Genomic DNA, 25,692 nt, shown 5'->3' with positions numbered 1-25,692 from the left:
GGCCGATGACCAGCGGCAGGTGCACGGGTTGCGTCCCCGTGTGCCGCCAGGGCTGTCGTGATCGTCCGGGTGGCCTTGTCAGGACCACACTCACTGAAGAAGCGAAGGCTACGACCGTGCGTACGTACAGCCCCAAGCCCGGCGATGTGACGCGCCAGTGGCACATCATCGACGCGCAGGACATCGTCCTGGGCCGTCTGGCGACCACCGCCGCTACCCTTCTCCGGGGCAAGCACAAGCCGATCTATGCGCCGCACGTTGACGCTGGTGACTTCGTCATCATCATCAACGCGGAGAAGGTGCACCTGTCCGGCAACAAGCGGACCCAGAAGATGGCGTACCGCCACTCCGGCTACCCGGGTGGTCTGCGTTCCGTCCGTTACGACGAGCTGCTCGAGAAGAGCCCCGAGAAGGCCGTGGAGAAGGCCATCAAGGGCATGCTCCCCAAGAACACCCTGGGCCGTCAGATGCTCTCGAAGCTGAAGGTCTACGCGGGCGAGAACCACCCGCACGCTGCCCAGCAGCCGGTCCCGTTCGAGATCACCCAGGTCGCGCAGTAAGTCCGGCCACCCCCTAAGACGAAAAGAATCTGAGGAGAATCGTGGCTGAGACCACCGCCGAGACCCCGCTCGAAGAGGTTGACGTCGAGCAGTACACCACCGAGACCGAGGTTCCGGTCGAGGGCGAGTACTCCACCGAGTCCATGGCGTCCCGCTTCGGCGAGCCGCAGCCGGCCGCCGGCCTGGGCCGTCGCAAGAACGCCATCGCCCGCGTCCGGATCGTTCCGGGCACCGGCAAGTGGAAGATCAACGGGCGCACCCTCGAGGACTACTTCCCGAACAAGGTGCACCAGCAGGAAGTCAACGAGCCCTTCAAGGTGCTCGAGCTCGACAACCGCTACGACGTCATCGCCCGCATCTCGGGTGGCGGCGTCTCCGGTCAGGCCGGTGCCCTGCGCCTCGGCGTGGCCCGCGCGCTGAACGAGGCCGACGTGGACAACAACCGCGGCGCCCTCAAGAAGGCCGGCTTCCTCTCCCGCGACGACCGTGCGGTCGAGCGCAAGAAGGCCGGTCTCAAGAAGGCCCGTAAGGCCCCGCAGTACAGCAAGCGCTAAAGCGCAAGCGGCCTGCAGACACCTGTACGGCCTTTCGATCGCCCCGGCGGCACTCCGTGCTGCCGGGGCGTTCGTCTATCGCCCGCCCCGGGCGTATTACGGTTCGAGCATCCAGCATTCTCGGAGGACGACAGTGGCACGACTCTTCGGTACGGACGGTGTACGCGGCGTCGCCAACGCGGATCTGACGGCGGAGCTCGCGCTCGGCCTGTCGGTCGCCGCGGCGCATGTGCTCGCCGAAGCGGGCACGTTCGCGGGCCATCGCCCGACCGCGGTGGTCGGCCGTGACCCCCGCGCGTCCGGAGAGTTCCTGGAGGCGGCCGTCGTGGCGGGGCTGGCGAGCGCCGGCGTCGACGTGCTGCGCGTCGGTGTGCTGCCGACCCCGGCGGTGGCGTACCTCACCGGCGCGCTCGGTGCCGATCTCGGCGTGATGCTCTCCGCCAGCCACAACGCCATGCCCGACAACGGGATCAAGTTCTTCGCCCGCGGCGGCCACAAGCTGGCCGACGAGCTCGAGGACCGTATCGAGCAGGTCTACGAGCAGCACCGGACCGGTGAGCCGTGGGACCGGCCGACGGGCGCGGGAGTGGGCCGCGTGACGGACTACGACGAGGGCTTCGACAAGTACGTCGCCCACCTCATCGCCGTACTGCCGCACCGCCTCGACGGCCTGAAGGTCGTCCTCGACGAGGCACACGGCGCCGCTTCCCGTGTCTCCCCGGAGGCGTTCGCACGCGCCGGTGCCGAGGTCGTGACGATCGGCGCGGACCCGGACGGTCTCAACATCAACGACGGCTGCGGATCGACGCACCTGGGTCTGCTGAAGGCGGCCGTCGTCGAGCACGGCGCCGACCTCGGCATCGCGCACGACGGCGACGCGGACCGCTGCCTCGCGGTGGACGCGGAGGGCAACGAGGTCGACGGCGACCAGATCCTCGCTGTGCTGGCGCTCGCCATGCGTGAGGCGGGAACGCTGCGCGGCAACACCGTCGTCGCCACGGTCATGTCGAACCTGGGCTTCAAGCTGGCCATGGAGCGTGAGGGCGTCGAGCTGGTGCAGACGGCGGTCGGCGACCGTTACGTCCTGGAGGCCATGAAGGAGCGCGGCTTCGGGCTCGGCGGCGAGCAGTCCGGCCATGTGATCGTGCTCGACCACGCCACGACCGGTGACGGCACGCTCACCGGCCTGATGCTGGCGTCCCGCCTCGCGGCGACCGGCCGTTCGCTGGCCGAGCTGACCGGGGTGATGCAGCGCCTGCCGCAGGTGCTCATCAACGTGCCGGACGTCGACAGGGCCCGGGTGCAGACGTCGGCAGAGCTGTCGCACGCGGTCGCCGAGGCGGAGCGCGAGCTCGGCTCCACCGGACGGGTGCTGCTGCGTCCCTCGGGCACGGAACCGCTGGTGCGGGTCATGGTCGAGGCCGCGGACATCGAGCAGGCACGCACCGTAGCGGGGCGGCTGGCCGACGTGGTGAAGTCCGTGCTCGGCTGAGACCCCCGCCAGGCCGGTGCCGGCCTCGGCGACGCCCGCGCCCGGCCCGCGACGCGAAGTCGCGGGCCGGGCGCAGGCGCGTGCGAGGGGCCCGCGTCGTGCGGGGCGGCCGCCCGCCTCGCGGACCGGGAAGCTGCCCCGCCCGTCCCTAGAGCTTGCGCAGCGACAGCCGCTGCACCTTGTGGTCGGGGCCCTTGCGCAGCACCAGTGCGGCCCGCCCGCGGGTGGGCGCCACGTTCTCCAGCAGGTTCGGCTTGTTGACGGTCCGCCACATGGTGCGGGCGTAGTCGAGCGCCTCCTCCTCGGAGACCTGGGTGTACTTCCTGAAGTACGAGGAAGGGTCCTGGAACGCCGTCTCCCGCAGCTTGCGGAACCGGTTGAGGTACCAGGTCTCGATGTCCTCCGCACGGGCGTCGACGTACACGCTGAAGTCGAAGTAGTCGGCGAGACCGACCCTGGTCCGGCCGTCCTTGCCGGGCAGCGCCGGCTGCAGGACGTTGAGCCCCTCCACGATCAGGATGTCCGGGCGGCGCACGGTCAGCCGCTCGTCCGGGACGATGTCGTAGATCAGGTGCGAGTAGACGGGCGCGGTGACCTCGTCCTTGCCGGCCTTGATGTCGGCCACGAAACGGGTCAGCGCCCGGCGGTCGTACGACTCGGGGAAGCCCTTGCGTGACATCAGCCCACGGGCCTGGAGCTCCTTCATGGGCAACAGGAACCCGTCGGTGGTCACCCGCTCGACCCTCGGGTGCTCCGGCCAGCGGGCCAGCAGCGCCTGGAGGAGCCGGGCGACGGTCGACTTGCCGACCGCGACGGAGCCGGCGACCCCTATGACGAAGGGCGTGCCCCGCTGCTCGCCGTGGCCGTTCCCCGCGTCACCGAGGAACGTGTTGAGGGCGCCGCGCAGCCCGGCGGTGGCCTGGACGTACAGGTTCAGCAGCCGGGAGAGCGGCAGGTAGACGTCGCGGACCTCGTCGAGGTCGATGACGTCGCCGAGCCCGCGGAGCTGCTCGACCTCCTCGGCGGTGAGGGGCAGCGGTGTTTTTTCGCGCAGGGCGCTCCACTCCGCGCGGGTGAGGTCGACGTACGGGGTCGACGGATGCTCGGCCCGGCGGTGGGCGCTCCGTGGCGGCGAAGTGATCACAGGGCCATTGTCGTGCGTACGGCGCGGTTGTGGGCCGTGTGCTCGGTCACGCGGGGGAGGGGCGGCGGGCCGCTCCCGGCCGGAATGTCAGTGGCGTGCGTCACAGTTGTCGATGAGGTGGGCGCCGACCCGCGACGTCCGAAATCCCCGAGGGGTGTCCTATGACGTACGCGATCCAGGCAGAAGGTTTGGCCAAGCGTTTCAAGGAGACCGAAGCGCTGGCAGGTGTCGACCTGGCGGCCCGCACCGGTTCGGTGCTGGGGCTGCTCGGGCCGAACGGGGCGGGGAAGACGACGGCCGTACGGATCTTCGCCACGCTCCTGACGCCCGACGCGGGACGGGCCACCGTGGCGGGCCATGACGTCGTCCGGGAGGCCGGTGCGGTGCGCTCCCTCATCGGCCTCACCGGACAGTACGCGGCAGTCGACGAGAATCTGACCGGCACGGAGAATCTGCTGCTCATCGGCCGACTGCTCGGTCTGCCGAGACGGGAGTCCAGGGCACGGGCCGCCGAGCTGCTGGACCGGTTCAGGCTCGGCGACGCGGCGGGCCGGGCCGTGAAGACCTTCTCCGGCGGTATGCGGCGCCGGCTGGACCTGGCGGCGAGCCTGGTCGGCCGGCCGAGCATCCTCTTCCTGGACGAGCCCACCACGGGCCTGGACCCGCACAGCCGCGGAGAGCTGTGGGACATGCTGCGCGCCCTGATAGCCGACGGCGCGACCGCGCTGCTGACCACCCAGTATCTGAACGAGGCGGATCTGCTCGCCGACGACATCGTGGTCATCGACAAGGGCCGCGTCATCGCCGAAGGCACTCCGGACGCCCTGAAGTCCGAGGTCGGTGGACAGGTCCTGCAGGTGAGGCCGGTCGCCGCGGACGACCTGGCGCGTACGCACGCGCTGGTGGCCAAGGCGGCGGGGACGCAGACGCAGATCGAGGGCGAGTCGGTCATCGTGCCCGTCAAGGACACCGAGCTGATGCCGGCGGTGGTGCGCACGCTCGACCGCGAGGGGATAGCCGTGGGCGAGCTGACGCTGCGCCGGTCGTCGCTGGACGAGGTGTTCCTGGCCCTGACCGGCCACCGGGCCGAGCCGCAGAAGGAGTCCGACCAGCCCGACAAGTCCGCCCGCGAAGCGGACGAGGCCGGCCACGTGGACGACGAGCAGAGGAGGGAGACGGCGGTGAGTCCGACATGACCGCGACGACGATGCCCGTCGCATCGGGGCGGCGGCCCGGCAGGGTGAAGCCGCTCGACGGGCTGCGGCAGACGTTCACGATGGCGTGGCGCAGCCTGGTGGCCGTCAAGCACAATCCGCTGGAGCTGGTGGACTACAGCATCACGCCGATCATGTTCGTCTTTCTGTTCACCTATGTGCTGGGCGGGCAGATGGCCGGTTCCCCGGACGCGTATCTGAAGTACGCGCTCCCCGGGATCATCGTGCAGAACACCCTGTTCATGACCATGTACACGGCCATGGCGCTCAACACCGACCTGACCAAGGGCGTCTTCGACCGGCTGCGCAGCCTGCCGATCACACGCTCCGCCCCACTCGTCGGCCGGATAGCCGCCGACCTCACCAAGCATGTGTGGGCCATGCTGCTGATGATCGGTCTCGGCCTGCTGCTCGGCTTCCGGGTGACCGGCGGTCTCGGGGGCTTCCTGCTGGGCGCGTTGCTGCTGGTGGTCTTCGCGGCAGCCGTCTCGTGGTGCGCGGTGCTCATCGGGATGCTGGCGGGTGACGCGGAGAAGGTGCAGGCCTTCGGCTTCACGCTCATCTTCCCGATCACGTTCACCAGCAGCGCCTTCGTGCTGGTCGACACGATGCCCGGCTGGCTGCAGGCCTTCAGCGACGTGAACCCGGTGACCCATCTGTCCGACGCGTTCCGCGGCCTGCTCCTCGGCGGCCCCGTGGGAGAGCCGGTGATGTGGTCGCTGGTGTGGGCGGCCGGCATCACGCTGGTGTTCTGTCCCCTGGCGATGCGGGCGTACCGGGCCAAGGTGTGACAGCGCAGCCGGGCGGTGTCCGAGCCACGGGTTAAGGTACGGCTCACCAGCAGCGATACGGAGCCGGCCAGGCGTGAGCCGCCGCCTCGGGAGGGGTCGCTGCGATCATTCGAGGAAGTTTGCGCCATGCGAAGCACTGCTGTACGCCGTACTGCCCTGGCCGCCGCCGCGGCGTCCCTGGTTCTGCTGGTCAGCGCCTGTGGCGGCGAGGGTTCCGGCGGGGGGACGAAGGACGACACCAAGGCCAAGGGCAAGGAGTCCGCTGCCGCCGAGCCCGCGACCAAGGCGCTGACCGCGGCCGAGCTGGAGAAGGTCGCGCTCGTCCAGGGCGACGTCAAGGCACACAAGATCGTGAAGGCCGGACCGCAGGACGACATCGCCGCCAAGGACGTCAAGACGGACAAGGCCGAGTGCGAGCCGCTCGCCAGGGCCGTGGCCGCCGCGCCCATGGGCGAGCCGGTTGCGACGGTGAAGGTCAGGGCCACCGCGGAGCCCGACGTGAAGAACGCCGGCAAGGACGGCGCGATCGAGGGCGCCTTCGACATCACGACGTCGCTGATCGCGCTCTCGTCCTACGAGGGCCAGGGTGCGGCCGACGCGTTCTCGGCCCTCAAGTCCGCGGGGGCGAGCTGCGCCGACGGCTTCACCCTGACGATGGCCGGCAACGAGCAGAAGATCCTGAAGCTGACCGAGGCGAAGGTCTCGGGCGGCGACGAGGCCGTCGCGTGGACGATGACCGCCGAGCAGGAGGGGGAGAAGCTGCCGTTCAACGTGGCGGTCGTGCGCAAGGGCGGCACGTTCGTGTCGTTCTCCTCGTACAACCTCATGGCTCCCGAGGGCGTCCTTCCGCTGCCGACCGCCGTCATCGACGCGCAGGCGGCCAAGCTCGGCTGACCTGCCCGCACACGCTCGGAACCGTAGGCTGCCGCCATGTGCGGAATCGTGGGTTACGTCGGCGGACAGTCGGCGCTCGATGTGGTCATCGCCGGGCTGAAGCGGCTCGAGTACCGCGGCTACGACTCGGCCGGAGTCGCGGTACTCGCCGACGGGGGGCTCGCCCCGGCGAAGAAGGCGGGCAAACTCGTCAATCTGGAGAAGGAACTGGTCGAGCGGCCGCTGCCGAGCGGCTCCACCGGCATCGGCCATACCCGCTGGGCCACCCACGGCGGCCCCACGGACCTCAACGCGCATCCGCACCTCGACAACGCGGGCCGCGTCGCCGTCGTCCACAACGGCATCATCGAGAACTTCGCGGCCCTGCGCGGCGAGCTGGCCGAGCGCGGCCACGACCTCCGGTCGGAGACCGACACCGAGGTCGTGGCCCATCTGCTCGCGGAGTCGTTCTCCTCCACGGGGGACCTCGCGGACTCGATGCGGATGGTGTGCAGACAACTGGAGGGCGCCTTCACGCTGGTCGCGGTCCACGCGGACGAGCCGGACGTGGTGGTGGGCGCCCGGCGGAACTCGCCGCTGGTGGTGGGCGTCGGCGAGGGCGAGTCCTTCCTCGCGTCGGACGTGGCCGCGTTCATCGCCCACACCCGGTCCGCGATCGAGCTGGGCCAGGACCAGGTGGTGGAACTCCGTCGCGACGCCGTGACGGTCACCGGCTTCGACGGAGAGCCCGCGGAGGTCCACTCGTACCACGTCGACTGGGACGCCTCCGCCGCCGAGAAGGGCGGCTACGACTACTTCATGCTCAAGGAGATCGCCGAACAGCCCAAGGCGGTCGCCGACACACTCCTCGGCCGTATCGGCGCGTCCGGCGAGCTGACCCTCGACGAGGTGCGCATCCCGCAGTCCGTGCTGCGCGAGGCGGACAAGGTCGTCATCGTCGCCTGCGGGACCGCCTTCCACGCGGGCCTCATCGCCAAGTACGCCATCGAGCACTGGACCCGCATCCCGTGCGAGGTCGAGCTGGCGAGCGAGTTCCGCTACCGGGACCCGATCCTCGACCCGCGGACACTGGTGATCGCCATCTCGCAGTCCGGCGAGACCATGGACACCCTCATGGCGCTGCGGCACGCGCGTGAACAGGGCGCGAAGGTCCTCGCCATCTGCAACACCAACGGGTCGACGATCCCGAGGGAGTCCGACGCCGTGCTCTACACGCACGCCGGACCCGAGGTCGCCGTCGCCTCCACGAAGGCCTTCCTGACGCAGCTGGTCGCCTGCTACCTGCTGGCGCTCTATCTCGGCCAGGTCCGCGGCACCAAGTGGGCGGACGAGATCCGCGCCGTCGTCCGCGACCTGGCGCAGATCTCCGGCCAGGTCGAACGGGTCCTGGAGACGATGGAACCGGTGCGGGAACTGGCCCGTTCCCTGGCGGACAAGAACACGGTGCTGTTCCTCGGCCGCCATGTGGGCTACCCCGTGGCCCTGGAGGGCGCGCTGAAGCTCAAGGAACTGGCCTACATGCACGCGGAGGGATTCGCCGCGGGCGAGCTCAAGCACGGGCCGATCGCGCTGATCGACAAGGACCTGCCGGTGGTGGTCGTCGTGCCGTCGCCGCGTGGGCGCTCCGTGCTGCACGACAAGATCGTGTCCAACATCCAGGAGATCCGGGCCCGTGGCGCCCGGACCATCGTGATCGCGGAGGAGGGGGACGAGGCGGTTGTGCCGTACGCCGACCATCTGGTCCGCATCCCGGCGACGCCGACGCTGCTCCAGCCGATGGTCGCGGCGGTACCGCTGCAGGTCTTCGCGTGCGAGCTGGCGACGGCCCGCGGCAACGAGGTGGACCAGCCGCGGAACCTGGCGAAGTCCGTGACGGTGGAGTGAGGTCGAATGATCATCGGGGTGGGGATCGACGTGGCGGAGATCGACCGTTTCGCCGCGTCCATGAAGCGGACACCGGGCATGGCCGAAAGGCTCTTCCTGGAACAGGAGTTGATGTTGCCGAGCGGTGAGCAGCGCGGGTACGCCTCCCTCGCGGCGCGGTTCGCGGCGAAGGAGGCCCTGGCGAAGGCTCTCGGCGCACCGGCAGGCCTGCTGTGGACGGACGCCGAGGTGTGTGTGGAGGACTCCGGCCGCCCGCTGCTCCGCGTCCACGGCACGGTCGCCGCCCGCGCCGCCGAACTCGGCGTCCGCTCCTGGCACGTGTCGCTCAGTCACGACGCGGGCATCGCGTCCGCGGTGGTCATCGCCGAGGGGTAGGCCCCGGGTCCGCTGCGCGGGACCGTTTCCCCTGCCTGCCCCTTCCCGCAACCGGGGGTTCCAGCCCCGGACCCCGGCCCGCCCGCCGGGCGGCCTTCGGCGGACCGGGCCTGCCCGCAGGGCTTGGCCCGGTCCGCACCCTCCGGGGCAGTGGTTCCTCGGCCGGGGGCACATCCAGCCTTGCTGGGGGCACTCCCCCTGCACCCGGCGGCGTGGGAGGTACCTTCACCCCCGGCCGCCAGGCCGTCGTGGGGAGTTCGAGGCGCGGGATTCGGGGCGGAGCCCCGACGGGACCGGCACGTGCCGGCCCCGCGGAGTGACGTCTTTGGCGGGCGGGGGACCGGCCCCGTGACGGCCGCGCGCCGCCAGGGGCAGGTGCGGCAGACTCGTGGGCATGCGTACTGCGTACAGCGTGGAGACCGTGAGGCACGCCGAGGCACAGCTGATGGCGCGGCTGCCGGAGGGCGCGCTGATGCAGCGCGCCGCCGCCGGGCTGGCCGCCGCCTGTGCCGGGCTGCTGGGCAGGGTGTACGGCGCACGGATCGTGCTGCTCGTCGGCAGCGGTGACAACGGCGGCGACGCCCTGTACGCCGGGGCCCGGCTGGCGCGTCGCGGCGCCGGTGTCGTCGCCGTGCCGCTCGCGCGCGACCGTGTACACCGCGGCGGTCTCACGGCGCTGCTCGCGGCCGGCGGTCATGTCGCCGACGACCCGTTCGAGGCGCTCGCCTCCGCCGACCTGGTGCTCGACGGGATCACCGGCATCGGCGGCCACGGCGGTCTGCGCGCCGAGGCGGTCCCCGTGGCCCGGGCCGCCCGCGGCTCGGACGCCGCGGTCGTCGCCGTCGACCTGCCCAGCGGGATCGAGGCGGACACGGGCCAGGTGCGGGGCGAGGCGCTGCGCGCGGACGCGACCGTCACGTTCGGGACGTACAAGCCGGGGCTGCTCGTCGATCCGGGCAAGGAGTACGCGGGCACCGTGCGGCTCGTGGGCATCGGCCTGGAGGACCACCTGCCGTCCCTGCCGGAGCTGGAGGCACTCCAGCACGCCGACGTGGGCCGGATGCTGCCGGTGCCGGCCGCCGAGAGCGACAAGTACCGGCGCGGGGTCGTCGGCGTCGTCGCCGGTTCCGCGCGCTATCCGGGTGCGGCCGTGCTGTCGGTCGCGGGGGCGCTGCGCGGCGGTTCGGGCGCCGTGCGGTACGTCGGCCCGGCGGCGGACGCGGTGATCGCCCACTTCCCCGAGACCCTGGTCCACGCGGGCCCCCCGGGCAAGGCGGGCCGCGTCCAGGCGTGGGTCGTCGGACCGGGGCTCGGCGACGACGCGGACGCGGTACGGGAGGTCCTCGCCTCCGACGTGCCTGTGCTCGTCGACGCGGACGGACTGCGCCTGCTGGACGTCGCGGCCGTACGCGACCGGCAGGCCCCCACCCTGCTGACCCCGCACGCGGGAGAGGCGGCGGCGCTGCTCGGCGTGGCGCGGGAGGCGGTGGAGGCCGCGCGGCTCGACTCCGTACGCGAACTCGCCGCGCGTTTCGGGGCCACGGTGCTGCTCAAGGGGTCGACGACCCTGGTCGCCGCGCCCGACCGGGAGCGTTCACCGGTCCGGGTCAACTCGATGGGCACTCCGTGGCTGGCCACGGCGGGCAGCGGAGACGTGCTGTCCGGGCTGGCCGGTTCGCTGCTCGCCGCCGGGCTCGACGCGCGGGACGCGGGCTCGGCCGCCGCGTATCTGCACGGGCTGGCGGCCCGTCACGCGGCGGCGCAGGGCGCCCCGGTCACGGCGACGGAGGTGGCGGCGGCGCTCCCGGCGGCATGGCGGGACGTGTGCGCCGGCTGACGACGCCGGGCCGGGCGTCGCCCGGGTGACTCCAGGGATGACGCGAGTGCGCGCCCCGGCCGCCCGTGCCGCCGACGTGCCGCTCGCGGCGGCCGTAGACGTCGGGCCGGCCGGGCGTCACCGGGGACGACACGTGCGTGCACGCCTGCCCGGCGGTCACGGGTGGCGACACGCCGTGGTCACGGGTCGGCGTGGGGCGGCGTGCGCGCACCCTGCGCGTACCGGCGGCCGGCCACGGGCCGCGTGCGAGACGGCGCCGCCCGGCACGTGCGAGGGCGCGCGCCCCCGTACCACCGGCGCCCGCGCCGTGACGCACGCGACCGCCCGCCGTACGGATCCCGTCGTACGGCTCTGAGACACTGAGTGCGATGAGCCACACAGCACCGCCCCGCCGAACCGCACCTCTGCGCGCACGGGCCGAGATCGACCTCGCAGCCCTGCGCGCCAACGTGCGCGCCCTGCGCGCCCGCGCCCCGCGGGCCGCGCTGATGGCCGTGGTCAAGTCGGACGCGTACGGCCACGGCATGGTGCCCTGCGCCCGCGCGGCGCTCGAAGCCGGCGCCACCTGGCTCGGTACGGCCACCCCCCACGAGGCGCTCACCCTGCGCGACGCCGGCATCCAGGGCCGGATCATGTGCTGGCTGTGGACGCCCGGCGGACCCTGGCGCGAGGGCATCGAAGCGGACCTCGACATGTCGGTGAGCGGCATGTGGGCGCTCGAAGAGGTGACCGCGGCGGCGAAGGAGGCGGGCCGGCCCGCCCGTGTCCAGCTCAAGGCCGACACCGGCCTCGGGCGCAACGGCTGCCAGCCCGCCGACTGGCCCGAACTCGTCGCCGCAGCCCGCGCCGCCGAGGAGGACGGTCTCGTCGACGTCACCGGCCTGTGGTCCCACTTCGCCTGCGCCGACGAGCCGGGCCACCCCTCGATCGCCGCCCAACTGGGCGTCTTCCACGACATGGTGGACCACGCGGAGAAGGCCGGCATCGAGCCGGAGGTGCGCCACATGGCCAACTCCCCGGCGACGCTCACGATCCCGGAATCGCACTTCGACCTCGTGCGCACCGGCATCGCGATGTACGGCATCTCGCCGAGCCCGGAGCTGGGCACGCCCGCCGACTTCGGGCTGCGCCCCGTGATGACGCTCGCCGCCTCCGTCGCCCTCGTCAAGCACGTACCCGCCGGCCACGGCGTCAGCTACGGCCACCACTACGTCACCGACGCGGAGACCACCCTCGGTCTGATCCCCGTCGGCTACGCGGACGGCATCCCGCGTCACGCCTCCGGCCGCGGACCGGTCCTCGTCGCGGGCGAATGGCGACGGGTGGCCGGACGGGTCGCCATGGACCAGTTCGTCGTGGACCTCGGCGGGCAGCGGGTCCCGGAGGGTTCGGAGGCCGTGCTGTTCGGCCCGGGCGACCGGGGCGAACCGAGCGCCGAGGACTGGGCGCAGGCCGCGGACACCATCGCGTACGAGATCGTCACACGCATCGGTACGCGGGTCCCGCGCGTCCACCTGAACGAGGACCCCGAGGCCTTCGAGACCTCAGGGAAACACCCCCACGAGTAGGAGAGCGGCACGGTGAGCGAGACCGGTACGGGGGACGTGGCCGAGGCCGCCGTCGGCGCCGCTGCCGCGGCAGCGGAAGCGGCGTCGGGCAACTGGCGGCGCGCGGGCTTCGCCGGGGCGGCGATAGGCGTGGTCGCGGCGGGCGCCGCCGCGGGTGTCGCGCTCGAACGGCTCACCGTCGGCCGCGGGATGCGCAGGAAGGCCCGGCTCGCACTCGACGCCGCGGGCCCGTACGGCGCCCTGCGCGGCACCCCCGGGAAGGCCCTGGCCGACGACGGCACGGCGCTCTACTACGAGGTCGACGAAGTCGATCCCGAGGCCGCCGCACCGCGCCGCCGCAGGCTCTTCGGGCACAAGACGCCGGCGCCGGTGACGGTCGTGTTCAGCCACGGCTACTGCCTCAGCCAGGACTCGTGGCACTTCCAGCGCGCCGCGCTGCGCGGCCTGGTCCGCACGGTCCACTGGGACCAGCGCAGCCACGGCCGTTCCGCCCGGGGCACGTCGCAGGACGGTTCCGGCGGCCGGCCGGTCACCATCGACCGGCTGGGCCGGGACCTGAAGACCGTCATCGACGCGGCGGCGCCCGGAGGGCCGCTGGTCCTCGTCGGCCACTCCATGGGCGGCATGACGATGATGGCCCTCGCGGCCCACCACCCGGAGCTGGTACGGGAACGCGTGGTCGGCGCGGCGTTCGTCGGCACCTCCTCCGGGAAGCTCGGCGAGGTCAGCTACGGCCTGCCGGTGGCCGGGGTGAACGCGGTCAGACGCGTGCTGCCGGGCGTGCTGCGGGCCCTCGGCTCCCAGGCCGAGCTGGTCGAACGGGGCCGGCGGGCCACCGCCGACCTGTTCGCGGGGCTCGTCAAGCGGTATTCGTTCTCCTCCAAGGACGTCGACCCCGCGGTGGCCAGGTTCGCGGAACGGATGATCGAGTCCACCCCGATCGACGTGGTCGCCGAGTTCTACCCCGCCTTCGCCGAGCACGACAAGACGGAAGCCCTCACCGTCTTCCAGGAGCTGCCGGTGCTCGTCCTCGCGGGTGACAAGGACCTGGTCACGCCCAGTACGCACAGCGAGGCCATCGGTGACGTCCTGCGCGGTGCGGAGCTGGTCATCGTGCCCGACGCCGGACACCTGGTGATGCTGGAGCATCCGGAGACGGTCACCGACCGGATCGCGGACCTTCTCGTCCGGGCCGGGGCGGTGTCCGCAGCGGCTACCGTTGGTCGCTATGGAAGCACCGCACATCCCGGCGACTGAGACCGCCGCCGCCTCCGTACGACGCTCGGTGGACTCCCCCGAGCAGATGCAGGACCTGGGTCGCACCCTCGCCAAGCTGCTGCGCCCGGGCGACCTGGTGATGCTCACGGGTGAGCTCGGCGCCGGCAAGACGACACTGACCCGCGGCCTCGGGGAGGGCCTCGGCGTGCGCGGCGCCGTCACGTCCCCGACGTTCGTCATCGCCCGCGTCCACCCGTCGCTGACGGGCGGCCCGGCGCTGGTGCACGTCGACGCGTACCGCCTGGGCGGTGGCCTCGACGAGATGGAGGACCTCGACCTCGACGTGTCGCTGCCCGAGTCGGTGGTGGTCGTGGAGTGGGGCGACGGCAAGGTCGAGGACCTCTCGGAGGACCGCCTGCACGTGATCATCCACCGGGTCGTGGGCGACACGGACGACGACCGCCGCGTGGTGACGCTCCTCGGGTACGGGGCCCGCTGGGCGGGAGTGGACCTCTCGGCGTAGCCCGATGGACGGGCCTCGCGTGCCCGGAGGGCCGGGGAGGGAGGGCGGCGTACCGCTTCAACCGCCGGGGCACGTTCCGACACGGTGTCGGGAAAGTATTGCGCCCTTGGTGTCGCGCGTGATGACATGGTACCGAGACCGGGTTAGGTCTACCTAACCTTGCCCGTCCCCGGACCCCAGGAGGCGTCCATGCCGGCATCGGAGCACGCAGCGGAGCAGAGCGCGGAGCACAGCGCGGAGCGTGAGGCGCGGTCACGGCCGGCCCCGGTGGCGGCACCGAGGCCGCTGCCCTCGGCCACCGTGTCGATGCGGGACCTGCTGGCCTCGTGCGCCGCGGCCAGCGCCGTGTCGACGCCGCCCCGCACGAGTGACGGCGGTACGCACCGCGACGCCGCCTGACCGCACGCGGTCGTACGAGGCTCGTACGCGCCCACCCGTAGGGGTGAGCCGCGAAGGGGATTACGGAACCACGACGACCTTCGAGCCGACCGTCGCGAACACCCACAACGCGTCCCCGTCGGCCCGCTCCATGCGCACGCCACCCGTCTTCTTGGCCGGGTCCGGGCTGGCCATCGAGCCGTCGACCGCCGCACTGAAGCCGACGGTCACGCCGTTCACGGTCGCGAACCGCACCACGTGCTCGATCGGCACGCCGTCGGAGCCGGAAACGTTGCCGGAGCGCGAGGTCACCGTGTAGGTGCCGGGCTCCGGGCTGACGGTGGAGGGCATGACCTCGAAGGTCCGCTTCGCCTTCTCGTTCGCGCCGACGAGCCACACGCGCCGGTCGCTGAGCGCGTACACGACACGCACGCCGGTGCCGGAGCCGGCCGGGACGGTCAGCGGATCCTTCGGCTTGGCGGACGACGTGGGGCCCGGGGAGGTCGCCGAAGAGCCGGCGCTCGGCCGCTTCGAGGCGGACAGGTCCTCGGGGACGTTCGCCGACGCCTGGTAGGCGAGGAAACCGACGACGGCCAACGCGGCCGCCGTGAGCCCGGCCACGAGTCCCGAGCTGCTCCGTGCCACCCTGCTCACCTCTCGGATCCCCGAATGTGTGTACTCGGGGTGACGGTAGCACCGTGGTTCCGTTCGACGGTGCCGCCATGGCTTCCCCGCCGGAGCCGTAGGCTGTTTGCGTGCTCTTGCTCGCCATGGATACCGCCACGCCCGCCGTCACCGCCGCCCTCCACGACGGCGCTTCCGTCGTCGCCTCGTCGAGCCGTGTGGACGCGCGCCGCCACGGGGAGCTGCTGCTGCCCGCCGTCGACGGCGTGCTCGTCGAGGCCGGAGTGAAGCTCGACGCCGTCACCGGTGTCGTGGTCGGCGTCGGGCCGGGCCCGTACACCGGTCTGCGGGTCGGACTGGTCACCGCCGCGACGTTCGCGTCGGCGCTCGGCGTCCCGGTGCACGGGGTGTGCACCCTGGACGGTCTGGCGTACGAGGCCGGGCTCGACGAGCCCTTCGTGGTGGCGACCGACGCGCGGCGCAAGGAGGTCTACTGGGCGCGGTACGACAACGCCCGCACCCGTACGACCGACGCGGCGGTCGACCGTCCCGCGGAGATCGCGGAGCGGGTCGCGGGGCTGCCGGCCGTCGGCGCGGGCGCGCTGCTGTACCCGGAGACGTTCCCGGACGCCCGCGGCCCGGAGCATGTGAGCGCCGCCGCGCTGGCCGCGCTGGCGGCGGAGAGGCTGACGGCCGGCGCGGAGTTCCTGCCTCCGCAGCCGCTGTACCTGCGGCGGCCCGACGCGCAGGTTCCCAAGAACTACAAGGTGGTCACCCCGAAGTGAGCACTTCCACCCTGCGTGAGATGCGCTGGTGGGACCTGGAGCCGGTGCTGGAGCTGGAACACGAGCTGTTCCCCGAGGATGCCTGGTCGCCCGGCATGTTCTGGTCCGAACTCGCGCACTCCCGCGGTCCGAGGGCCACCCGCCGCTATGTGGTGGCCGAAAACGAGGACGGCGCGGTCGTCGGATACGCGGGCCTCGCCGCGGCCGGCGGGCTCGGTGACGTGCAGACCATCGCCGTCGACAGGAGCCAGTGGGGCACCGGCCTCGGCTCCCGGCTGCTGACCGACCTGCTCCAGCACGCCACCGCCTTCGAGTGCGACGAGGTGCTGCTCGAAGTGCGGGTGGACAACACCAGGGCCCAGAAGCTGTACGAGCGTTTCGGCTTCGAGCCCATCGGATTCCGCCGCGGCTACTACCAGCCCGGCAACATCGACGCCCTCGTCATGCGACTGACCGTACAAGGAACAGAGACCAACTGATGGCTGACGAACCGCTCGTACTCGGCATCGAGACCTCCTGCGACGAGACCGGCGTCGGCATCGTCCGCGGCACGACCCTGCTCGCCGACGCGGTCGCCTCCAGTGTCGACACGCACGCCCGCTTCGGCGGCGTCGTGCCGGAGATCGCCTCGCGCGCCCATCTGGAGGCGATGGTGCCCACCGTCGAGCGCGCGCTGAAGGACGCGGGCGTGAGCGCCCGCGACCTCGACGGCATCGCGGTCACGGCGGGCCCGGGCCTCGCCGGCGCGCTGCTGGTCGGCGTCTCGGCGGCGAAGGCGTACGCGTACGCCCTGGGCAAGCCGCTGTACGGGGTGAACCATCTGGCCTCGCACATCTGCGTCGACCAGCTCGAGCACGGCCCGCTGCCCGAGCCGACGATGGCGCTGCTGGTCTCCGGCGGCCACTCGTCGCTGCTGCTCGCGCCCGACATCACCGCCGACGTACGGCCCATGGGCGCGACGATCGACGACGCGGCCGGCGAGGCCTTCGACAAGATCGCGCGTGTGCTCGACCTCGGCTTCCCCGGCGGTCCGGTGATCGACCGGCTGGCGAAGGAGGGCGACCCGGAGGCGATCGCGTTCCCGCGCGGACTGAGCGGCTCCAGGGACCCGGCGTACGACTTCTCCTTCTCCGGTCTGAAGACGGCGGTGGCGCGCTGGATCGAGGCGAAGCGGGCGGCGGGCGAGGAGGTGCCGGTGCGGGACGTGGCGGCCTCCTTCCAGGAGGCGGTCGTCGACGTGCTGACCCGCAAGGCGGTGCGCGCCTGCCGGGACCAGGGTGTCGACCACCTGATGATCGGCGGCGGTGTCGCGGCCAACTCCCGGCTGCGGGCGCTCGCCCAGGAGCGGTGCGAGCGCGCGGGGATCCGGCTCCGGGTGCCCCGGCCGAAGCTGTGCACCGACAACGGTGCGATGGTGGCGGCGCTGGGCGCGGAGATGGTGGCCCGCAACCGGCCCGCGTCGGACTGGGAGCTGTCTGCGGACTCCTCGCTGCCGGTGACGGATCCCCATGTGCCCGGCGCGCACGACCACGACCATGTGCACGAGGTCAGCAAGGACAATCTGTACTCATGACCGTCGTCGCGCTGATGTGGGAGGCCCGCGCCGCCTGGGACCGCGGCGCGGAGCTGCTGGAGTGGGCCCGCGCACAGGTGCTCGCGCGCGAGCCCCTGCGCCGCGAGACGTTCCGGGCGGGGCCGGACCGGGTGCTGGTCATCACCTGGTGGGAGGCCGCCGACGTGGCTGCCGAGCTGCCCGAACTTCCGGAACCGGCCGACGATGTGATCACCCGGCCGGTGCACCGCTGGCGCTTCGAGTCGCTCGGCTGAGACCGCTCGGCCGCGGGAATCGCCCGGCTGGGATTTCCGCGGCTGAGATTTTCCGGAAAAACTTCGGCGACGGTGTCGATCGGGCGGCGGCCCGTTCGACGCATGGGTGAGAGGCGGGGAACGGCCCCGCCTCCCGGGACCGAGGAGTCACCATGCCGCGCTTCCTTTCGATGGTTCGCATCGAGGAGAACCAGATCCCCGAGGACGACTTCCCCCAGGACTTCCAGGAGCGGATGGGCGCTCTGCTGGAGGAGGTCACCAAGGCCGGGGTCATGCTGGACACCGCCGGTCTCACCCGTACCTCGGAGGGCACCCGTGTGACGTGGTCCGACGGCAAGCTGTCCTACACCGACGGCCCCTTCACCGAGACGAAGGAAGTCGTGGGCGGCTACGCGATGATGCAGTGCAAGGACAAGGCCGAGGCTCTCGAGTGGACCAAGCGTTTCCTGGAGATCCACCCCGAGCAGTGGACGATCACCTGCGAGCTCCGCCAGATCGACGAGGGCTGAGTTTGCCGGTGCCGCGTTCCGGCTGCTCTGATGGGTGGCCGTGACGGCAGCAGGCGCCGCGGGCGCGGTGGAAGCGGTGTTCAGGATCGAGTCGGCGCGGATCATCGCCGGTGTCGCCCGCATCGTGCGGGACGTGGGCATCGCCGAGGAACTCGCGCAGGACGCTTTGGTCGCCGCGCTGGAGCAGTGGCCCGAGTCGGGCGTCCCGGACAGGCCGGGAGCCTGGCTCATGGCCACCGCCAAACACCGCGCGATCGACCTCGTACGCCGCAAGGAGACGTACGCCCGCAAACTGGCGGAGGTCGGGCGCACCCTGGAGGACGCGGGGCCGCCGGCCGAGCCGTCGGATCCCGAGGAGATCGACGACGATCTGCTGCGGCTGATCTTCACCGCCTGCCATCCGGTGCTGTCGACGGACGCCCGGATCGCCCTCACGCTGAAACTGCTCGGCGGCCTGACCACCGAGGAGATCGCCCGCGCCTTCCTGGCCGCGGAGCCCACCGTCGCACAGCGCATCGTCCGGGCGAAGCGCTCCCTGGCGAGGGCGGGCGTTCCCTTCGAGGTGCCGTACGGAACGGATCGCGCCGCCCGGCTGGGGTCCGTGCTCGACGTCATCTACCTGATCTTCAACGAGGGTTACTCGGCGACCGCCGGTGACGACCTCGTCCGCCCCGCGCTGTGCGAGGAGGCGCTGCGGCTGGCCCGCGTCCTGGCCGGGCTGATGCCGGACGAGTCCGAAGTGCACGGCCTGGCGGCTCTGTTGGAGATCCAGGCGTCCCGGATTCCGGCGCGTACCGGCCCCTCCGGCGAGCCGGTGCTGCTCGCCGACCAGAACCGCACCAGGTGGAACCGGCTGCTGATCCGCCGGGGCGTCGAGGCGCTGCACCGGGCGGGCGGCGGCCCGTACGGCCCGTACGCCCTGCAGGCCGCGATCGCGGCGTGCCACGCGCAGGCCGTGCGGTACGAGGACACGGACTGGACCATGATCGCCACCCTCTACGGCCGACTGGCGGCCCTGAACCCGTCCCCGGTCGTGGAGCTGAACCGGGCGGTGGCCGTCTCGATGGCGGACGGTCCCGAAGCCGGACTGCCACTGGTCGACGCCCTCGCGGACGAACCGGTGCTCAAGGACTACCACTTGCTGCCGAGCGTCCGCGGTGACCTGCTGGCCCGGTTGGGCCGACGGGAGGAGGCGCGGGCGGAGTTCGAGCGTGCGGCGTCGCTGACCCGCAACGCCCGTGAACGGGACATGCTGCTGGCCAGGGCGGCTGACTGCGCCCGGTAGCCTCGTCGGCATGCCGCGCCGTGTCCTGCCTCCTCCTCCGCCGCCCGTCGACATACGTTGCTGGCCCGACCGGGAGACACTGCTCGCCGACCGGCGACGGGCGATGGACGAGCTCTTCCGGATGAGCGTCGACCCGAAACGGCTGGTGCTGCTGTGGCTTGTGGTGGCCGGTTTCGCGGTCGGATGGGTGATCTTCGGTGCGGCGCTGCAGGCGTTCGAGGAAGGGCCGGACCTGTTCAGTCACTTCTTCGGCGCGGTCCTCGGTTTCATCGGACTCGGCTGCATGATCCCGACGGGCCTGGTCATCGGCTTCGGCATCGCCCATGAGGCGGAACTGCGCGGACGGCTGCGGCAGTGGAGTGCGCTGGCGCACGACCCGGCCGGTGACGCCCGCTACGGCGCACCGGCCCAGAGCCTCTTCTGGTTCCTGCCCTCGTTCCTGCTGTGCGCGTACGGCCTGTGGCTCTCCTTCACCACCCCGGCCGGCGCGCGGCCGGGCGACACCCTGGCCGGGGTCGTGCTGCTCATGGGTCTGGGTCTGATCCTCTGGCTCACCGGCCTGCTCGGCATTACGAAGGCGGTGAGCCACTACCGCTGGGCGCTCCGGCTGGTGTCGCCTCCGGCGCTCCCGTTCGCGGTGCGGGGCGGGGCGCACCGCTGACGCCGGCACGGGCCCGGCGGGTCGGGCGGCGCGTCACGCGGGCCGGCCGATCAGCATCGTCGGGGCGCCCGCGACGCGAGTCAGGAACACCGTCGCCGCGTTCGGCCCCTGGGGGCGTACCTTGCGGCGGACCTCCTCCGGTTCGACCGCGGAGCCGCGCTTCTTCACGGTGAGGTTGCCGACCCGGCGGTCGCGCAGCAGCGCCTTCAGCTTCTTCATGTTGAAGGGCAGGGCATCGGTGATCTCGTACGCCGTCGCGTACGGCGTCGGGTGGAGCGCTTCGGAGGTGATGTACGCGATCGTCTCGTCGAGGAGGCCGCCGGACACGTCCTCCGCGACCTCCGCGACCAGGTGGGCGCGGATCGCCGCGCCGTCCGGCTCGTACAGGTAGCGGCCGACCGGCCGGACCGGCGGGTTCGGCAGGTCGCGGCCGGTCAGGGTGTGCGGACCCGGGAGGAGGGTGGCGCGGACCGCTGACGGCGCGGTGCCGAACCAGAGCACCGCCTCCTTCACGTCGCCCCCGTCCGAGATCCACTCCGCCTCCGCGCCCTCGGGGACCGCCTCGTGGGGGATGCCGGGGGCGACCTTCAGCGCGGCGTGGGGGCGGGTGCGGGCCGCGCCGACGGCCCAGGACAGCGGCGGGGAGTACGCCTCCGGGTCGAAGATCCGGCCACGGCCGCCCCGGCGGGCGGGGTCGACGAACACCGCGTCGTACGACGAGGTGTCGACGTCCGTGACGTCCGCGCAGCGGACCTCGATCAGGCCGGACAGGTCAAGCGCCTCGGCGTTCGCACGTGCGACCTCCGCCGTGAGCGGGTCGCGGTCGACGGCGAGGACGGAGATGCCCGCCCGGGCCAGTGCGATCGCGTCCCCGCCGATGCCGCTGCACAGGTCGGCGACGCTGCGTACCCCGAGTGCGGCGAAACGGGCGGCGCGGTGGGCCGCGACCGTACGGCGGGTGGACTGTTCGACGCCGTTCGGGGTGAAGAACATCCGGCGGGCATCCGCCTCGCCGAACTTGGCCGCCGCGCGCTGTCTCAGCCGCGCCTGTCCGAGGGCCGCGGAGACCAGTGCCGCCGGGTGCTCGCGGCGCAGGCGCGTCGCGACGGACAGTTCCTGGGCCGGGTCGTAGGAGGCGAGCGAGGCCAGCAGCGCTCCGCCTTCCTCGGTGCGCAGTGCGGCAAGGGCGGCGAGCGGGTCGAGGTCGTTCACCGGGCCATTGTGGGCCAGACGGGGGATGGTGCGCGCATGGTGGCGGTGTCGGGCCGGTGAGCGGGCGAGGCGCTGACAGGATGCGTCGCCATGCAGCTAGTACGACAAAAGGGAAAGTTGAGGGCGTATCGGGCCCGTGCGACTCTGGCCGCTCTCGTCGTCGCCGCTCTCGGTTCGGGCTGTGCGGCCGAGGGGCCCGGGGGAGCCCCGAGCCCCACCGGGACCGCCACCGGGCGGTCGGCGCAGAAGGGCCCGCAGGCCCAGGGCGCGCAGAAGCCGGAGGCGGCCGGCCCCGCCGAGGCGCTCTCCGCGTACGTGGAGAAGGTCAGACGCAGCCAGAAGGCCCGGGCCGCCGCCGCGAAGAAGTGGGGGCTGGCGCAGACCCCGCTCGCGGCGCCCCCGCCGCCAGACGCCAAACCGGAGATCACCACGCGCAAGGGCTTCGAGGTGGAGGGCGGGGAGGGCCTTCCTCCGGTGTTCACCACCGTGCCGACCAAGGAGAAGATCGTCTTCCTGACGATCGACGACGGCGCGGAGAAGGACCCGGAACTGCTGCGGATGATGTCCGAGCTGCAGATCCCCTACAGCGCCTTCCTCAGCGACTACGTGATCAACGACGACTACGGTTACTTCGAGAAGATGCGGGACCGCGGGGTGGCGCTCCACAACCACACGCTCAACCACCCGTATCTGCCCGGGCTTTCCTACAGCGAGCAGAAGCGTGAGATCTGCGGCCAGCAGGACAAGCTGGAGAAGCGGTACGGCACCCGCCCCCGGCTGATGCGCCCGCCGTACGGGAACTACAACAAGGACACCCTGCGCGTCGCCGCGAAGTGCGGGATCGAGGCCGTGCCGCTGTGGGCGGCGGAGGCGTTCCCCGACCACATGGAGTGGCGGGAGTGGGACCGGGACCTGCACCCGGGCGACATCATCCTCACGCACTTCCGCGGCAAGGAGGAGTGGAAGGGCAGCATGCCGGACATGATCCGGCGGGTGATGAAGACGGTGACGGCGAAGGGGTACGCGGTGGCCAGGCTGGAGGACTACGTCTGACCGGACCGGACGGAGTCGCGGGCAACAGCCCGGAACCGTGGGCGGCGTCCTGGCGTTGTCCGTACCGGGACCCCGGCGGCGCTGTCCGTACCGGGATCCGAGGGGCCGGCGCGGAGCGGATCCGAGGGGCCTGTGCGGACCGGATCCCAGGGCCTGTCCGTGCCGGGATCCGAGCGGCGCGGGCCGCCACATTGGCACTCCGCTTGACCGAGTGCTAATCGCAGTCATAGTCTCGGCTCTGGCACTCCCCGAGTGAGAGTGCCAACACAGCGACGGGCAGGTCCGGCACCCGCGACGACGGATCGACCTGGTCGCCACCTCAGATCAGTTAACCCCGTGATCTCCGAAGGGGGAGGTCGGATCGTGACGACCGCCAGCTCCAAGGTTGCCATCAAGCCGCTCGAGGACCGCATCGTGGTCCAGCCGCTCGACGCCGAGCAGACCACGGCCTCTGGCCTGGTCATTCCGGACACCGCGAAGGAGAAGCCCCAGGAGGGCGTCGTCCTTGCCGTGGGTCCGGGCCGCTTCGAGAACGGCGAGCGCCTGCCGCTCGACGTGAAGACCGGCGACATCGTGCTGTACAGCAAGTACGGCGGCACCGAAGTGAAGTACAGCGGCGAGGAGTACCTCGTCCTCTCGGCCCGCGACGTGCTCGCGATCGTCGAGAAGTAAGCACCGGCTTCACCTGCATTGCTTTGAGCTGCGCCCCTGGTCACCCCGCGGATTGCCGGGCGGCGAGGGGCGCGGTTCTTTGAACACGACTTTCCGAGAGGGCTGAACCGCTCCCATGGCGAAGATCCTGAAGTTCGACGAGGACGCCCGTCGCGCCCTCGAGCGCGGCGTCAACAAGCTTGCCGACACGGTCAAGGTGACGATCGGCCCCCGCGGCCGCAACGTCGTCATCGACAAGAAGTTCGGCGCACCCACCATCACCAACGACGGTGTCACGATCGCCCGCGAGGTCGAGGTCGAGGACCCGTACGAGAACCTGGGCGCCCAGCTGGTGAAGGAGGTGGCGACCAAGACCAACGACATCGCGGGTGACGGTACGACCACCGCCACCGTGCTGGCCCAGGCGCTGGTCCGCGAGGGCCTGCGCAACGTCGCCGCCGGCGCCTCCCCGGCCGCCCTGAAGAAGGGCATCGACGCCGCGGTCAAGGCCGTCTCCGACGAGCTCCTCTCGACCGCCCGTCCGATCGACGACAAGGCCGACATCGCCGCCGTCGCCGCGCTCTCCGCGCAGGACCAGCAGGTCGGCGAGCTCATCGCCGAGGCGATGGACAAGGTCGGCAAGGACGGTGTCATCACCGTCGAGGAGTCCAACACCTTCGGCCTGGAGCTCGACTTCACCGAGGGCATGGCCTTCGACAAGGGCTACCTGTCCCCGTACATGGTGACCGACCAGGAGCGTATGGAGGCCGTCCTCGACGACCCGTACATCCTGATCCACCAGGGCAAGATCGCGTCCATCCAGGACATGCTGCCGCTGCTGGAGAAGGTCATCCAGGCGGGCGGCTCCAAGCCGCTGCTGATCATCGCCGAGGACGTCGAGGGCGAGGCCCTGTCGACCCTGGTCGTGAACAAGATCCGCGGCACCTTCAACGCGGTGGCCGTCAAGGCCCCCGGCTTCGGCGACCGCCGCAAGGCGATGCTCGGCGACATGGCCACCCTCACCGGTGCCACCGTCATCGCCGAGGAGGTCGGCCTCAAGCTCGACCAGGCCGGTCTGGACGTGCTGGGCACCGCCCGCCGCGTGACCATCACCAAGGACGACACCACCATCGTCGACGGTGGCGGCAACTCCGAGGACGTGGCCGGCCGCGTCAACCAGATCAAGGCCGAGATCGAGTCCACCGACTCCGACTGGGACCGCGAGAAGCTCCAGGAGCGCCTCGCGAAGCTGGCCGGCGGCGTGTGCGTGATCAAGGTCGGCGCCGCCACCGAGGTGGAGCTGAAGGAGAAGAAGCACCGTCTGGAGGACGCCATCTCCGCGACCCGCGCCGCGGTCGAGGAGGGCATCGTCTCCGGTGGTGGTTCCGCGCTGGTCCACGCCGTGAAGGTGCTCGAGGGCAACCTGGGCAAGGAGGGCGACGAGGCCACCGGTGTCGCCGTCGTCCGCCGCGCCGCCGTCGAGCCGCTGCGCTGGATCGCGGAGAACGCCGGCCTCGAGGGCTACGTCATCACCGCCAAGGTGGCCGAGCTCGAGGCGGGCAGCGGCTTCAACGCCGCGACCGGTGAGTACGGCGACCTGGTCAAGGCCGGCGTCATCGACCCGGTCAAGGTCACGCGCTCCGCTCTGGAGAACGCCGCCTCCATCGCCTCCCTGCTGCTCACGACCGAGACCCTGGTCGTCGAGAAGCCGGCCGAGGATGAGGCCGAGGCGGGCCACGGCCACGGTCACGGCCACAGCCACTGACGCATCCGCGGTCACTCACCGACGCGAGCGGCGCCGAAGCCTCGAAGAGGCGCCGCAGCGTCGAAGAGCCCGAAGCGTCGAAGAGGCGCAGAAGAAGGCCCCCGTTCCGCCGAGCGCGGACCGGGGGCCTTCCCCGTGACGGCGGCTCACATGGCGCCGAGCTGCCGCATCAGGCGCATCAGGTCCATGTGCCACCAGCCTTCTTTGACCTTCGCGTCCTCGAAGCGGAAGATCGTCGTCCCGGTCATGGTGCACTGCTCCCCGGTGGCGGGGATGCCCTGGAAGTCGCCCTTGTGCCTGCCACTCCAGGTCCACAGCGTCACCACGTCGTCCCCTTCGGTGATCTGCCGGTCGAGCTCGAAGGTGAAGTCGAAGGCGTCGCGCCACATGGTCAGATCCCGGCGTATGACGTCCGCGCCGGTCTCGGTGTCCTCCTCGTTGGCGATGTCGTGGTCGATGTAGTCGGCCGCGAACACCTCTCCGATGGCGTCGAGGTTCCCGCCGGAGGCGATCTCGTGGAAGAAGCGGCGGGCGGTCGCCGCGTTCAGCTGTTCCTCACGGACCACGTCGAGGTCGGTGAAGGACGGCATGCCGTCGCAGAGCGCCACCATCTCCTTGAACATCTTGTCCGTCTCGGGGAGACGGGAGTTCTTCATCGCTTCCTCGTACGACGGAAACTCCACGATTTCGACGTAGTGGTTGCTCTCGGTGCGGTCCTTGCCGGTGACGGCGTGGCCGGTGGTCCGCTTGCCCTTGGTCTGTTCGACCCACTGGTCCATGACGGCGTTCATGTCGTCGAACCTGGCGGTCTTGTAGTCGATGATCTGCACGAACTTCATGGCGCCTCCCGGGCCGCTGCGGCCCCCGACGGGACACCTCCATTTTAGT

General features: G+C 71.6%; 27 protein-coding genes. 23 read left to right on the top strand and 4 right to left on the bottom strand.

What is annotated here, in order from left to right; translation table 11 throughout:
* Positions 1 to 116 precede the first annotated feature (116 nt).
* From rplM to glmM, 3 genes are all read left to right on the top strand, one after another.
* Positions 117 to 560, top strand: a complete 444-nt coding sequence (gene rplM / locus OGH68_RS21985; protein WP_264246548.1) for a 50S ribosomal protein L13 — start codon at positions 117 to 119, stop codon at positions 558 to 560.
* A gap of 41 nt (positions 561 to 601) precedes the next feature.
* On the top strand, positions 602 to 1,114 hold the full coding sequence (rpsI, locus tag OGH68_RS21980; protein WP_264246546.1) for a 30S ribosomal protein S9: 513 nt from the start codon (positions 602 to 604) through the stop codon (positions 1,112 to 1,114).
* Positions 1,115 to 1,247: 133 nt separating this feature from the next.
* Complete coding sequence (gene glmM, locus OGH68_RS21975; protein ID WP_264246544.1) at positions 1,248 to 2,606, top strand: phosphoglucosamine mutase; 1,359 nt, start codon at positions 1,248 to 1,250, stop codon at positions 2,604 to 2,606.
* Positions 2,607 to 2,754: 148 nt separating this feature from the next.
* Here the strand turns inward: glmM and coaA are convergent, their stop codons facing one another.
* Positions 2,755 to 3,750: a type I pantothenate kinase gene (gene coaA, locus OGH68_RS21970; protein WP_264246542.1), complete on the bottom strand. Its 996-nt coding sequence runs from the start codon at positions 3,748 to 3,750 to the stop codon at positions 2,755 to 2,757.
* Between the two features lie 161 nt (positions 3,751 to 3,911).
* On the opposite strand from coaA, the gene OGH68_RS21965 reads away from it, so the two are divergent.
* The 10 genes from OGH68_RS21965 (at position 3,912) to OGH68_RS21920 (ending at position 14,453) form a co-directional block, all read left to right on the top strand.
* Positions 3,912 to 4,946, top strand: coding sequence for an ATP-binding cassette domain-containing protein (locus tag OGH68_RS21965; protein ID WP_264246540.1), 1,035 nt, complete (start codon positions 3,912 to 3,914; stop codon positions 4,944 to 4,946).
* Positions 4,943 to 5,755, top strand: a complete 813-nt coding sequence (locus OGH68_RS21960; protein ID WP_264246538.1) for an ABC transporter permease — start codon at positions 4,943 to 4,945, stop codon at positions 5,753 to 5,755. The genes OGH68_RS21965 and OGH68_RS21960 overlap by 4 nt, the downstream gene beginning before the upstream one ends.
* A 126-nt stretch (positions 5,756 to 5,881) precedes the next feature.
* Positions 5,882 to 6,649, top strand: coding sequence for a hypothetical protein (locus OGH68_RS21955; RefSeq protein WP_264246536.1), 768 nt, complete (start codon positions 5,882 to 5,884; stop codon positions 6,647 to 6,649).
* 36 nt (positions 6,650 to 6,685) lie between these two features.
* On the top strand, positions 6,686 to 8,533 hold the full coding sequence (gene glmS, locus OGH68_RS21950; protein WP_264246534.1) for a glutamine--fructose-6-phosphate transaminase (isomerizing): 1,848 nt from the start codon (positions 6,686 to 6,688) through the stop codon (positions 8,531 to 8,533).
* 6 nt (positions 8,534 to 8,539) lie between these two features.
* Complete coding sequence (locus OGH68_RS21945; protein ID WP_264246532.1) at positions 8,540 to 8,908, top strand: holo-ACP synthase; 369 nt, start codon at positions 8,540 to 8,542, stop codon at positions 8,906 to 8,908.
* A 394-nt stretch (positions 8,909 to 9,302) separates the two neighbouring features.
* Positions 9,303 to 10,745 carry an NAD(P)H-hydrate dehydratase gene (locus tag OGH68_RS21940; RefSeq protein WP_264246529.1) on the top strand — a complete coding sequence of 481 codons (1,443 nt, stop codon included), beginning with the start codon at positions 9,303 to 9,305 and terminating at the stop codon, positions 10,743 to 10,745.
* Positions 10,746 to 11,113: 368 nt separating this feature from the next.
* Positions 11,114 to 12,313, top strand: coding sequence for an alanine racemase (gene alr, locus OGH68_RS21935; protein ID WP_264246527.1), 1,200 nt, complete (start codon positions 11,114 to 11,116; stop codon positions 12,311 to 12,313).
* A 12-nt stretch (positions 12,314 to 12,325) separates the two neighbouring features.
* Positions 12,326 to 13,570 (top strand): alpha/beta fold hydrolase, encoded by a 1,245-nt coding sequence (locus OGH68_RS21930; protein ID WP_264246525.1) that lies wholly within the window; start codon positions 12,326 to 12,328, stop codon positions 13,568 to 13,570.
* Positions 13,542 to 14,054: a tRNA (adenosine(37)-N6)-threonylcarbamoyltransferase complex ATPase subunit type 1 TsaE gene (gene tsaE, locus OGH68_RS21925; RefSeq protein ID WP_264246523.1), complete on the top strand. Its 513-nt coding sequence runs from the start codon at positions 13,542 to 13,544 to the stop codon at positions 14,052 to 14,054. Before OGH68_RS21930 ends, tsaE begins: the two co-directional genes overlap by 29 nt.
* Positions 14,055 to 14,243: 189 nt before the next feature.
* On the top strand, positions 14,244 to 14,453 hold the full coding sequence (locus OGH68_RS21920; protein WP_264250465.1) for a hypothetical protein: 210 nt from the start codon (positions 14,244 to 14,246) through the stop codon (positions 14,451 to 14,453).
* 60 nt (positions 14,454 to 14,513) lie between these two features.
* Here the strand turns inward: OGH68_RS21920 and OGH68_RS21915 are convergent, their stop codons facing one another.
* Positions 14,514 to 15,053, bottom strand: a complete 540-nt coding sequence (locus tag OGH68_RS21915; protein ID WP_264250211.1) for a hypothetical protein — start codon at positions 15,051 to 15,053, stop codon at positions 14,514 to 14,516.
* Between the two features lie 134 nt (positions 15,054 to 15,187).
* Between OGH68_RS21915 and tsaB the strand changes: the two genes are divergently transcribed.
* From tsaB to OGH68_RS21880, 7 genes are all read left to right on the top strand, one after another.
* Entirely contained in the window at positions 15,188 to 15,841 is a 654-nt protein-coding gene (tsaB, locus tag OGH68_RS21910; RefSeq protein WP_264246522.1) for a tRNA (adenosine(37)-N6)-threonylcarbamoyltransferase complex dimerization subunit type 1 TsaB, read from the top strand.
* Between the two features lie 20 nt (positions 15,842 to 15,861).
* Positions 15,862 to 16,320 (top strand): ribosomal protein S18-alanine N-acetyltransferase, encoded by a 459-nt coding sequence (rimI, locus tag OGH68_RS21905; protein WP_264250209.1) that lies wholly within the window; start codon positions 15,862 to 15,864, stop codon positions 16,318 to 16,320.
* Positions 16,320 to 17,414: a tRNA (adenosine(37)-N6)-threonylcarbamoyltransferase complex transferase subunit TsaD gene (gene tsaD / locus OGH68_RS21900; protein ID WP_264246520.1), complete on the top strand. Its 1,095-nt coding sequence runs from the start codon at positions 16,320 to 16,322 to the stop codon at positions 17,412 to 17,414. The genes rimI and tsaD overlap by 1 nt, the downstream gene beginning before the upstream one ends.
* A complete protein-coding gene (locus OGH68_RS21895) occupies positions 17,411 to 17,668 on the top strand; it encodes a hypothetical protein (protein WP_264246519.1) in 258 nt (85 codons plus the stop codon). Before tsaD ends, OGH68_RS21895 begins: the two co-directional genes overlap by 4 nt.
* Positions 17,669 to 17,820: 152 nt before the next feature.
* Positions 17,821 to 18,177, top strand: coding sequence for a YciI family protein (locus OGH68_RS21890; RefSeq protein WP_264246517.1), 357 nt, complete (start codon positions 17,821 to 17,823; stop codon positions 18,175 to 18,177).
* A 34-nt stretch (positions 18,178 to 18,211) separates the two neighbouring features.
* On the top strand, positions 18,212 to 19,462 hold the full coding sequence (locus OGH68_RS21885) for an RNA polymerase sigma factor (RefSeq protein ID WP_264246511.1): 1,251 nt from the start codon (positions 18,212 to 18,214) through the stop codon (positions 19,460 to 19,462).
* Between the two features lie 10 nt (positions 19,463 to 19,472).
* The gene (locus tag OGH68_RS21880; protein ID WP_264246509.1) at positions 19,473 to 20,123 is read left to right on the top strand and encodes a hypothetical protein; all 651 of its coding nucleotides are present in this window, start codon (positions 19,473 to 19,475) and stop codon (positions 20,121 to 20,123) included.
* 33 nt (positions 20,124 to 20,156) lie between these two features.
* Here the strand turns inward: OGH68_RS21880 and OGH68_RS21875 are convergent, their stop codons facing one another.
* Positions 20,157 to 21,335, bottom strand: a complete 1,179-nt coding sequence (locus OGH68_RS21875; protein ID WP_264246507.1) for a class I SAM-dependent methyltransferase — start codon at positions 21,333 to 21,335, stop codon at positions 20,157 to 20,159.
* A 90-nt stretch (positions 21,336 to 21,425) separates the two neighbouring features.
* Between OGH68_RS21875 and OGH68_RS21870 the strand changes: the two genes are divergently transcribed.
* The 3 genes from OGH68_RS21870 to groL all read left to right on the top strand — a co-directional run bounded on the left by OGH68_RS21870 (position 21,426) and on the right by groL (position 24,804).
* Positions 21,426 to 22,388, top strand: a complete 963-nt coding sequence (locus OGH68_RS21870) for a polysaccharide deacetylase family protein (RefSeq protein ID WP_264246505.1) — start codon at positions 21,426 to 21,428, stop codon at positions 22,386 to 22,388.
* 363 nt (positions 22,389 to 22,751) lie between these two features.
* On the top strand, positions 22,752 to 23,060 hold the full coding sequence (groES, locus tag OGH68_RS21865) for a co-chaperone GroES (protein ID WP_005313390.1): 309 nt from the start codon (positions 22,752 to 22,754) through the stop codon (positions 23,058 to 23,060).
* A 115-nt stretch (positions 23,061 to 23,175) separates the two neighbouring features.
* On the top strand, positions 23,176 to 24,804 hold the full coding sequence (gene groL, locus OGH68_RS21860) for a chaperonin GroEL (RefSeq protein ID WP_264246504.1): 1,629 nt from the start codon (positions 23,176 to 23,178) through the stop codon (positions 24,802 to 24,804).
* Positions 24,805 to 24,950: 146 nt separating this feature from the next.
* Here the strand turns inward: groL and OGH68_RS21855 are convergent, their stop codons facing one another.
* Positions 24,951 to 25,643 (bottom strand): ester cyclase, encoded by a 693-nt coding sequence (locus OGH68_RS21855; protein ID WP_264246503.1) that lies wholly within the window; start codon positions 25,641 to 25,643, stop codon positions 24,951 to 24,953.
* Positions 25,644 to 25,692: the final 49 nt, after the last annotated feature.

Source organism: Streptomyces peucetius (assembly GCF_025854275.1).
Lineage (GTDB): Bacteria > Actinomycetota > Actinomycetes > Streptomycetales > Streptomycetaceae > Streptomyces > Streptomyces peucetius_A.
Note: the sequence above shows the minus strand (reverse complement) of the source record. Positions and strands in the feature narration are given on the sequence as shown.